This is a genomic window from Deltaproteobacteria bacterium, from assembly GCA_015233135.1.
In the GTDB taxonomy this organism is placed as follows: domain Bacteria; phylum UBA10199; class UBA10199; order JADFYH01; family JADFYH01; genus JADFYH01.
This window is the reverse complement of record JADFYH010000008.1, coordinates 83,507-93,722: the sequence shown is the minus strand read 5'-3', so window position 1 is coordinate 93,722 and position 10,216 is coordinate 83,507. Positions and strand designations below refer to the sequence as shown.

Sequence of the window (10,216 nt, the reverse complement as noted above, 5' to 3'; positions counted from 1 at the left end):
GCCAGTGAAAATAAAAAAATAGAGAAAGGAAAATATTGTTCACTACATTTTTGATGTTTTAAAATCACACCACATACCCAGACTGCATTTGCGGGTGTTTATTAAAATCTGGTGTCAAAGTCGGGAAAATCAAGCATTCGTTTAAAATGGGTCATACTTTAATGTAAACGAACATATAATAATCAGCAACATAATTTCTGTTTATTATAATAAATAGCGCTTATTTCTCTGTCTTAATCAATTTACACAAAGTCTCCTTGTATCCACAAAGCTGTTCTTTTGAAAGTGGCCGGCTCTTGCTGCAGTTCCCAAAAAAGCCCCGATAAAATCGGGGCTTTTTTTACAAGTGCAAATCGTCCTTATCGGGTTGCGTGGTCGGCCGCCATGCCGGAGACAGTGTATAGTTTATCTGATAATGTGTATTCCAAATCCGATTTATTTTCGGTTCCACAATAGACAGTCTCTGGCAAATCGGCACTGTAAGCGGCCCCCGAGCTTTCTGCCCAACAGATATAAATATGACTTCTGAATTTAGCCAGAGAAGGAGAGTGTGCAAAGCTTTGATTGCTAGGGTTGTAGGTGAGGGAATCAAACGATAAGCTGCCTCCGAAAAGATTTTCCCATTGCCGAGTCGTTTCATTCCATTTTCGGGCATAAATTTGTTTATGTCCTGCGTCTGAGACATCGACTGATTCATGCCAGGCGACGATGGGGCTTGAGCCTCCTAATATCAAAGTGGGTTCATCGGCGTTGACCTTCGAACCATCGCTGTTTGCAGTCAGGCTACAGGGTGTTAAGCAATTCCAATTTGTTCCATCAAATTTAAAAACTTGAATCCTTCGAGGAAGATCATTCGCAACAGAAGCATCCTCCCCTTGACTGACTGCCAGGTAAGCCGAGGTAGGGCTGTTCATGACAAGTTTGGGATAATGGGCATTATTACCTGAAGTTGTTGCTACCCTGGTAGGAGAAGGAGAAGAAGCTGGGCTGAAATAGCTGTTACAGCCTGCATATGGGGTAGTAACACTGCCACTTGTAGTGCTGCCGGGAGTGCATTCATTCCAACTTACAAAAACAGTGGGGCCACTGTCAGCACTGACTAAGGCCAATGAGGGTTGACCTAATTTGGTTGAAGAAGGGTCATGACGAATTAAAGTACTGATGGGAGAATGCCAAGAACTGTCTGCTTCACTAAATTCAACAATATTTAGCCCTCCCTCAACAACCCCTGCTACTATGGGTTCGTTGGTACTGGGGTTTACCTTTAGGCTTAATTTTTTAGAGACGTCCGAAGTTGAAACCGGTAATGGGCTTGCTATATAATAGTCCCAAGAGTTCTCTCCCCAATAAGCGACATGGGTTGTGTTATTCCCGGCGAAGGCCACATAGATCTTCCCATTGGGAGCTACACTGAGAGAAGGTGCGTAAACGGATGAGCTTGTTGTTGTCGTATCGATAAGGGGTTGCCCCATAGCCTCCCAATTCTGGGTTGCAGAGTTAAATTTTTTGATGATCAGATAGTAAGCTGAAGTAGCTGCATCGTATTGTCTGAAGGCCACAAGGGGTATGCCATCATTGGTAGTGGTGACTTCAGGAGAATTTGCCTTTGCAGCAGAAACCGCATATTTGATTACCTTGGGGTAACTAAACGTAATCGTCGTGGGGTCAAGTGTATTGCCGAAGTCATCCTGGATACCTTCAAGAACAAGCCTGTTAGGATTATTCGCTGGATCAGTACTGGGGGCTTCTGAAGGTGTTACCGTAACAGTTTTTCTATCGGAACTAAGGACATAAGGCCCCACGGCATGAGCTCCCCTATTGTAAAGAGTGGCGCTGACATCGTGTTTTTTGGGAGGATTGGGAAGAAGGGAAGAGGCTTCTCCACGGGACAATTGGATAGATCCAATAGTGACCGGCCTATTGAATGTTAAACGAATGGGTGTATTCACATTCACATTTTGGTCTTTGTTTGCAATTGTAGAAGTGAAGGTGAGCGGGCTTCTGTCAATATTGACCGCAACGGGATGGCTAGTAAAATCTGTTCCCTCTTTTGTGGCAATTGCACTAATGAGATAGGTGCCTGTCAAGTCGTCGGGGATACTCCAGTCACATTGCAGATTATTTATTGCAATATTCAAACATCCGACAAGCTTCGAAGGATCAATATCAATGGTTCTCGCAGGCCCCATTAAATGTTTTTTAATAACCATCCGCACACTTTCTGGATCACCCGCAACGGTCACTGCAAAGCGGATGGGTCTGGCAGCGTTGGTGTTTATGGGAGAAGCAGGGGTGCTGGCGACGTTTACGGAAACGGTCGAGACACTGAGAGTGATTGTGGCATCTTGGTGAAGAGTTCCAGAATTGAGGTGCATGGAAATTGAATAATCGCCAATCGAAGTGTTATTTGTATGAAGGGTTAAAGTTCCTTCGGAATCTGCAATGCTTAAGGCATCGGCTGTTACTCCCGCAGGTAAGTCTGACAGGGTTACAACGACAGCGTCAGTCATTCCACCTGTTCGACTAATGTGAATAGTCAAAGCTCCGGAGGCTGTTTGCAGTAAGGAAATTCCGGCGTTGGGAGTAATAGAGGACACCTCAAAACCAGTAGTAACAGGCCCATTAAACGTCACCTGAGTATTGGCAGTAAAGCTGCTGTTGGCCGCATCCACGCAGGCAACCTGTAAGGTATGAGGGCCTGCGGCGATTGCAGAGGGTCCTGTAAAATTGTGCGAATGGGTGGTGTTGTGAGTGGCGCTCATCGGCGTAGCGGTGGTGGCGTCATCCATTCTAAAAGCACAATCCGCCGTGCGGTTAGTGGTGGCCGTCATCAGCAAAGTAGCTGCGCTTGTGGCCCCAGTCACGGGGCTGGTAATGGTAACCGTTAAGGCTTGCGCAGAGGCTGTTGTGTCGGCCCCTGGAGGAGGAGCCACGTTTCCATTGTTAATGGCACTGTTTGGGGCAGCCGCAGGTGTAGGCGTAGGATTAGAGCCCCCTCCACCGCCCCCACTGCAAGCGGTAAACGCAAATGTAGAAAGGATGAGGAACTGCAAGATCGTTTTTTTGGACAAAGAGAAATACTTCATGGTACCCCCTAAAAAAAGTTTTTTATTCCGTCCTAGATTAGTTATCGAAAAGCCCGAGTGTTAAAGTTTCTCATTTTGCAGAGATTTGTGAAAGTAAAATTTATATAGAGAGGTGGCAGCAAGTGCTTAATAGGCGGTCGTTTGTTGGGTTTGTTAAGAGGTGTAAAGGATTTAAAACCTTTAATTACGATTAAGAGAAAAACTCTTGATTTATACCGCAACAAAGAATACTTTTGCTGGTATGAAAGTAAAGACTTCTATCACTCTTTCGGAAGATACCCTGGATTCCCTCGATCAGATGAGTAAAGGATTTAAAAATCGATCCGATCTTATTGAACAAGCTCTGCAACAATTTATTGCTTCGTCTAAAAAGAAAAAAAGAGAGGAATCCGATTTGAAAATTTTAAATCAAAATTCCAAGCGCCTCAATGAAGAAGCCGAGGACGTTTTAGGCTATCAGGTGACGTGGTGAAAAGAGGAGATTTATTCCGAGTTTTTAAGCCCAGTAAGCAGGATCCTAAAAAATTTAGGGTTTTTGTGATTGTCAGTCGTCCCACTCTGATTCATTCCCAATTTTCAACTCTTGTTTGTGCGCCAATTTATTCCAAGCATGATGGGCTTTCTACACAGGTTTTGGTTGGGGTTCAGGAGGGTTTAAAACACGAAAGTTCTATTCATTGCGATGAACTGATTAGCTTACCAAAATCGCTGCTTACCGATTATATTGGGGCACTCTCCGAAGAAAAAATAGAAGACCTGGATTTTGCTTTAAAAATTGCGTTGAATCTTGAGTGAGCTGTTAATCGTTAAATCCCAATGCAAAAAGCAAAGCTTCTTTTAGCTCATTCATTTTTTCATCAGAGAGGCTTCCGACAAATTTTTTCAAATCGGCTTTTGATACGGTGTTTAAGTGGTGAAGATTGGCAACGCAAGGCTCTTTCAAGCCTTCTTTGGGGCCAAGCATTATTTCGCTGGGAACTCCTCGAATAGTGCGTGTGATGGGTGCAATGGTTACCGTGTTCAGGTAAGGAAGGGTTTCCTGCCGGGTTAAAATAAGGACAGGCCTAGGTTTGTCGGGTTTTTTAAATTCAAAAAACCAAATTTCTCCGCGGTTCATTCTGGCCACTCCTGGGTTTTGTTAAAAATCTCAAATTCTTCATTTTTTACGGGCTTTTTCTTATAGCCTTCAATTTCTTTTTGAATTTTTTTCCGAAGCATTCGTCTTGCCAACCAATATTTAATTGCCTCTCTTATGGCTTCGGATCGCCCTGAAAGTGCATTTTCGCGAATGCTCTGGTCTAAGTCTTTTACGAGATAGTCGTCTACGGTAATAGATAATGTTTTCATATTGTATACAATAACTAAATAATAATATTAATATCAATAGGATTATATTGTTTTGTTGTTTCCTCAAAACGTCTTCCGAAGAATCTGCAGAAAATCGCCCTTGATGAGTTTTCCATTTTTGAATTCCAACAAAAGATCATTCATTCTATTTTTTTGTTCTTGGGTCGTGAGTTTGCGAATGATGTTTTTCACTTCTTCGCGTTCTTGATCAGTCAAGGCGTTTGCGTTGTTGGTTGAAGGAAGCGGTGGAGTGTCTTTCACAATCAGAGGTGAGACGTTTTGGGAGGAGCTGCGAATCAGTTGCACTTTTCGGAGGCTTTGGGTCTTGGGATCTTTCAATTCAAGGCTCACAGAGCTTCCAATCGCCCCTTTGATCTTCTTTCCCAACTCCTCGAAACTCATGCCCTGCGTGCTGCTTCCATCCACACTCACGATTTCTTCCCCGGCCACTATTCTGGCGCGCGCTGCGGGGGATTCTTTAAAGACGGCGCGAATGCGATGGATTTTTTTATCCGGTAGATGTTCTAAAATCACCCCAATGCCACCGGTGCTGGCCTGCGCCCTCAGCTTTTGTGTCGAATACAAAAAAGCAAGAAAGGTCAGCAAAACAATAAAGGGCTTTATTTTTAAAATTTTTCCTAGCATAAACCGATTATGCATCCAACGCACAAGCCAAAGCAAACCCATCTTCATCCTCATCCTGTGCACTCTCATTCCAGCGAACAAAGTTCACTCAAAAAAAGTCTGATCCTCGCTTTTTCGATGATGTTGCTCGAATTCGTGGGAGGAACCCTTTCTCATTCTCTGGCCCTGGTTTCGGATGCGGCACACATGCTTACCGATGTGCTGAGTTTGGCCTTGAATTATGTGGCCATCAAGATTTCTTTGAAACCTGAAAATTTCGAAAAAAGCTTTGGATATTATCGGGCTGAAGTATTAGTGGCCTTGCTCAATGGTAGTTTGTTGCTGGGAATTGCCCTGTGGATTGCCCTGGAAGCCTGGGACCGTTGGAAGCATCCTCAAACCGTCGTTTTGACCTGGATGATCAGTATTGGAGGCTTTGGGCTACTCATCAACTTACTGAGTGCCTATTGGCTGCATGCCGTCAAAGACAAGAATATGAATTTAAAAGGGGCCTTTCTGCATGTGCTTTCCGATGCCTTGAGTTCAGTAGGAGTGGTGCTGGGAGCCCTGCTTATTTATTTTACGGGATGGTTCTGGATCGATTCTTTGCTGTCGCTACTCATTTCAGCCCTCATCTTTTATTGGGCCGCCAAAATTGTTCTGGATTCCATTCATGTGTTGATGGAATCAACGCCGAAACATATTTCTGTAGAAAAAATGAAGAAAGAAATTTTAAAGCAATTTTCTCAGGTGAGAGGCCTGCATGACATTCACGTTTGGGAAATCACCTCACAGATGTACGCCCTCACGGCACACCTTCAAGTGCAAGATGTGCAGGTGTCAGAGACCATGAAAACAACCGAGCAGATCAGCGCTTTTCTCTCGAGGCAGTATCACATTGAACATGTGAATTTTCAATATGAAGTGGAGTGAGCTCTTTTCGAGAACGATCTTAAAACCAAGAAGAACACCATATTTAAAATGATCCCAAGAGAAGTTACTGAAATTGGTTGATCTGCATTTGAAATGCCTAAGCTACAACCTCCCCTAGAAGAAGGAGCAGCACCGCCAGCTGGGCTAGGAGGGCCACCGAGATCTGGGCCAGTTGCACTTCCCATCAGACGCACTAAAGCAAAGTCTTCATTGGATCCTGCCGTCATGGCCCCCGCCGCGAGAATTTTACCATCGCCCTGAATGGCAAGCGCCTTCAAAACATCATGGCTTCCTCCAAATAAGTTTGTCACTGAGCCTGTGGTTCCAAAAAGAGGGTCCAGTGTTCCATCAGAATTGTAGCGGGCAAGAACGGCTTGTGGAGCCGCCAAAGGGCCACTGTAACCCCCCGCGACAATTTTGTTATCGGATTGAATGAGCAAGCTGCTAATCCCATCATTCAAACCGGAAATACTCGTTGTGGGGGTATGCAGTGGGGCACCATTTTTATCATAAAAAGCCAAGGCGAAGACAGAAGAGACAGCTCCAGAGGTTGACGCCCCTCCTGCCAAGATACTTTCATCCGATTTGAGAGCCAATGCAAAAGCATGGTCGGTGGAATTAGGATGAATCGCAGAAGAAAAATCTGTTTTTACTACTCCAGCAGAACCAAAGCTGGTATCGAGACTTCCATTTGTTTCGTTAAAACGTGCAAGCAGGAAATCAAGATCAGTACTTGTTGCATTTTTGGCCGCTCCCGCCACGACAATTTTTTCTCCTGTTATATCCGGTTGGACGGCGACGGCGCTAATCATGTCATTACCGCCAAAATCATTGACAACGACTCCTGTACTACCACTACCGAAGCTAGAATCAGGAAGCCCGTCCCTTGTAAATCGAATCAAAATGGAATCAAATGCGGATCCACCCACTACTGTAAATCCTCCCAATACAATCTTCCCATCCCCTTGCACGGCCATTGCATTACAAAAATTGCTACTTCCTGCCGCCGTAGCTAATCCACCGCTTCCGAAACCGGTATCTACACTTCCATTGGAAAGTAGCCGGACAATTCCGCAATTTCCAGTAAGGCTTGCAGAAATATTCCCTGTTGCCACCCCCAGAATGATATTACTGCCCTGGAAGGCTATTCCCTTAACCGTGTTAATCCCAGTGAGAGGAGTAGAGTTAAAAGCGTCCAATCTTATTGTGCCCCCACTAAAAGTGGTGTCCAAACTCCCGTCGGGATTATACCTCGCTAAAGCAAGCGCACTACTTGCTGTAAGACTGGTAGTATCACCGCTTTCTCCTGCCACAATAATTTTCCCGTCGGCGGGTTGGACGGCAATCGCTTCGATTCCATCATTAATGGAACTGCCATCAGCTGCGGTAAAACCCGTAGTAACTTTCCCATTATGAGTAGGGCCAAAGCTGGTATCAAAATCACTGGGTGTGGCTTGCAAGGGCTGACCTACAAAAAAAAGAAAAATGGGAATGATTAAAAAAGAAATTTTGAGAGAGTTTCTCCATAATCTATTCATCATTGAAGTCTCCTGTGTACCGGGTCAAAACCGGTGGGTTAGTATGCAGATGAAATGCATCCGTTTGGGTGCAGTGTTCGGAATTGTAACACAATTCAATAATGAGCGAAAGCCCATTTTATCGAGGGCCAACGGTTTTTTTCTAAGAAGGGTTTGAGGATAAAAAAAAGGGAGCGACTTTGGGGATTGGTCGCCCCCTCTTTATGGGGTCAGGAAGGAACTTTTAGATAACTTCCTATTTGTATTCTAAATTGACTGTTCCAACTGCCTCGATGCTTTTGCCACCTTTGGTCTGAGCGGCGAAAAACAACTTCGATCCTCCCTGAGGAAGGAACTTGATGAGATCCCATCCAGAGAACAAATACTTTATGTCTTTTATCCCATTTTTGTTGTGATCCGCAACTTTAATTTTATCAAAATTTGGTTCTATGGGGTTCAGAAGGGCGAAGTCGTTTATGCGGACCAGTTTTAGGGAATCTTGTTTGATCTCCTCAACCGTAAAACCACTGGCAGGCTCAAAGGTGACCTCAACTTTGGTGGGATACTTTAAATCGCCTAATTTTACTACAATGTTAGGGGTGTCCAGTTCGGCAGAGGCGCCAAAGACGGCTTTTTGGGCTTTGGGTTTAGAGCTTTTAGGGAGGACTTTCCCACCCAGTTTTTTACTTAAGACTATAGTCTTGTGGATGCCGACGGGGATAAAGACTTCTTTTCCTCCCCAATTGTCGCTATTTTTTTCCCGATTGATTTCGATAGGGCCTCCCAGGATATCCGAACTCAGTTTGATAAAGCCGGGCTGGTCTTTCTTCATTTTTTCAATTTCGACAATCTTGGCGGTAATTAAGCTACCCTTGGAAAAGGGCGAAGATCCTTTATCGGAAGGGTTATCGAGCGTTGTAAACAGCACCGTCTCCCCCACTTGGGAAACTCGTGAATGCACCAACTGTTTGGATTCCAGAAGGATGCTTTTGGCCTCTTCAACGCGAGCAGGTTTGGGATTTTGAGAAACAGCCTTTTTAGCAGGTTTTTCCGATTTTTCACCTTTCTCATTTTTGACTTCTTTGGCCTCTGGTTTAGCCTCAGGCTTGGCTTCTGGTTTTACTTTGGGCTTGGAACTTTCTTTATCTTTCACCGGCATGGGTTTTACCTGGTTACCAATGGAAATCACTGGAATCGTAGAACCTGAATTTGAAGGAGCAGGTGCAGCGCTGGGCTGAGCCGCCGGCGCTGCCGTGGGTGCCGATTCCTGACCAATAGAAAGAGTTGAAAATAAAAATAAAAAGCCAAAAAGGCAAACACTTGCTATTTTTTTCATCGAAAACTCCTGAGGTTATAGACTCACTTGACACTTTGGAGGCTTAAGGTCAAGGGAGACAATATGCAATCTTTCATCTTTATTCTCGTCTTTTTTTTGAATTTGTTGCTTACTTTTTCAGGTTTTGCCCAAGAAAATTCTTTAGACACAGGGGTTCCGGGCCAGATTAGGGATTTAAATGGAGTGAAACAGCTTTATTTTGAGTCTGAAGTGAGGGTGGAATGGAAGGGAAAGGAATTCTCCCTAAGAGATTTCAAGAATAATGTCATAAAAATAAACCTTCAGAATGGCAAAAAAACCTCTGGAATGGGGATTGATTCGGGTTTGATTGAAAATGATTTAGGAGGGAGCTCAAAAAAGAAGGCCCCTTTGGCATACAAAAACCCCAAACTAGGAAATACCATCGTTTCAAAGGCAACGACGGATCCTTTAAAAAATACAGGCCTTAAAATTACCAAAAATACCCAGGAAAAAACCGCTGAAGGGGGAAGCCTCAACACAGTTGAATATGAGGACAGCTCAAAAAACATTTCCTACCTTTCCAAAACTCTCAAAGAAGAAAGCTCCTTCGACAGTAGAGGGGTATTGGTTTGGAGAAATATAGAAGGGGAGGATCAAGGCCTGCAATTTAAAAAAACCCAGTGGGAAGACGGAAGCGTTATTCGGGAGTATCACAACGCTGAAGGCGGTCTGTCAGTAGTTTCAGATGTACAAAAAAACACTCAAACTTTTTCCTTTTTGAATTCTGAAAAAGATTTGATTGAAGAGGTGGTTTGTAACCAGGGGAGCTGTGAGAAGGATTGAAAAGTTTTTTTGAGTTTCCCCTCCTCGAATAAAGAAAGAAGGGGGAAGTAGAAAGTTAATATCCATAAGGATAATAATAGGTGGGGGTCCCTATACTAATAGAGCTAGGGCTTGTGGAATAAGGAACATATTGACCAGGAATGGGCGATTTATTGTTCCAGAAGCCGGGCCTGTTTCTAGAGGGGGGGGAATAGTAAGAAGGACCGTAAACCGCCGTAGGATAAGGCGTCGAATAGTAGTAGTAAACCTGAGGAACTCCTATTTGGATAGAATCCGGGCTGGTGGAAGGAGGGGCGTATTGCTGTTGTCTAAGTTTTTCAGCATCCGTGAGGTTTTGTTTAGCCTCCACACGGCTGAAAATGCCCAGAGTAAATACCAGCGCAAGGGCCAAGGCAATGGGGTTCGTTTTTTGAATTGATTTCACAAGAAGCTCCTTTCGTAAGGCACATTGTACCTAATGTCTTTAAACGCCCGCAACGTAAGTTTTTCGGGAAAGGTTTTTTTCAATATGAGGATTGCCAATCTTACATAAGCCTGCATAAGTTCACTCAGAGAAGCTTATTTTTGTT

At 44.1% G+C, this 10,216-nt stretch carries 11 protein-coding genes; 4 read left to right on the top strand and 7 right to left on the bottom strand.

The window, feature by feature from the left end; all coding sequences use genetic code 11:
* Positions 1-359: 359 nt before the first annotated feature.
* Entirely contained in the window at positions 360-3,086 is a 2,727-nt protein-coding gene (locus tag HQM15_04150; protein ID MBF0491952.1) for an Ig-like domain-containing protein, read from the bottom strand.
* Between the two features lie 241 nt (positions 3,087-3,327).
* Between HQM15_04150 and HQM15_04145 the strand changes: the two genes are divergently transcribed.
* Both HQM15_04145 and HQM15_04140 read left to right on the top strand, forming a co-directional pair.
* On the top strand, positions 3,328-3,558 hold the full coding sequence (locus tag HQM15_04145; protein ID MBF0491951.1) for a ribbon-helix-helix protein, CopG family: 231 nt from the start codon (positions 3,328-3,330) through the stop codon (positions 3,556-3,558).
* Positions 3,555-3,881 carry a type II toxin-antitoxin system PemK/MazF family toxin gene (locus tag HQM15_04140; GenBank protein MBF0491950.1) on the top strand — a complete coding sequence of 109 codons (327 nt, stop codon included), beginning with the start codon at positions 3,555-3,557 and terminating at the stop codon, positions 3,879-3,881. The genes HQM15_04145 and HQM15_04140 overlap by 4 nt, the downstream gene beginning before the upstream one ends.
* A gap of 4 nt (positions 3,882-3,885) precedes the next feature.
* On the opposite strand, the gene HQM15_04135 is transcribed toward HQM15_04140, so the two are convergent.
* From HQM15_04135 to HQM15_04125, 3 genes are all read right to left on the bottom strand, one after another.
* Positions 3,886-4,203, bottom strand: a complete 318-nt coding sequence (locus tag HQM15_04135; protein MBF0491949.1) for a type II toxin-antitoxin system PemK/MazF family toxin — start codon at positions 4,201-4,203, stop codon at positions 3,886-3,888.
* A complete protein-coding gene (locus tag HQM15_04130; GenBank protein MBF0491948.1) occupies positions 4,200-4,433 on the bottom strand; it encodes a ribbon-helix-helix protein, CopG family in 234 nt (77 codons plus the stop codon). Before HQM15_04130 ends, HQM15_04135 begins: the two co-directional genes overlap by 4 nt.
* A 63-nt stretch (positions 4,434-4,496) precedes the next feature.
* Positions 4,497-5,078: a PDZ domain-containing protein gene (locus HQM15_04125; protein ID MBF0491947.1), complete on the bottom strand. Its 582-nt coding sequence runs from the start codon at positions 5,076-5,078 to the stop codon at positions 4,497-4,499.
* 9 nt (positions 5,079-5,087) lie between these two features.
* Here HQM15_04125 and HQM15_04120 point away from each other — a divergent pair, with 9 nt between their 5' ends.
* Positions 5,088-5,990 (top strand): cation transporter, encoded by a 903-nt coding sequence (locus tag HQM15_04120; protein MBF0491946.1) that lies wholly within the window; start codon positions 5,088-5,090, stop codon positions 5,988-5,990.
* Here the strand turns inward: HQM15_04120 and HQM15_04115 are convergent.
* Both HQM15_04115 and HQM15_04110 read right to left on the bottom strand, forming a co-directional pair.
* Complete coding sequence (locus tag HQM15_04115) at positions 5,972-7,531, bottom strand: hypothetical protein (GenBank protein ID MBF0491945.1); 1,560 nt, start codon at positions 7,529-7,531, stop codon at positions 5,972-5,974. The two genes, HQM15_04120 and HQM15_04115, sit on opposite strands and share 19 nt — an antisense overlap.
* 232 nt (positions 7,532-7,763) lie before the next feature.
* The gene (locus tag HQM15_04110; protein MBF0491944.1) at positions 7,764-8,843 is read right to left on the bottom strand and encodes a hypothetical protein; all 1,080 of its coding nucleotides are present in this window, start codon (positions 8,841-8,843) and stop codon (positions 7,764-7,766) included.
* Positions 8,844-8,906: 63 nt separating this feature from the next.
* Here HQM15_04110 and HQM15_04105 point away from each other — a divergent pair, with 63 nt between their 5' ends.
* Positions 8,907-9,647, top strand: coding sequence for a hypothetical protein (locus HQM15_04105; GenBank protein ID MBF0491943.1), 741 nt, complete (start codon positions 8,907-8,909; stop codon positions 9,645-9,647).
* Between the two features lie 55 nt (positions 9,648-9,702).
* Here HQM15_04105 and HQM15_04100 read toward each other — a convergent pair whose 3' ends face one another.
* Positions 9,703-10,071, bottom strand: coding sequence for a hypothetical protein (locus HQM15_04100; GenBank protein MBF0491942.1), 369 nt, complete (start codon positions 10,069-10,071; stop codon positions 9,703-9,705).
* Between the last annotated feature and the right edge of the window lie 145 nt (positions 10,072-10,216).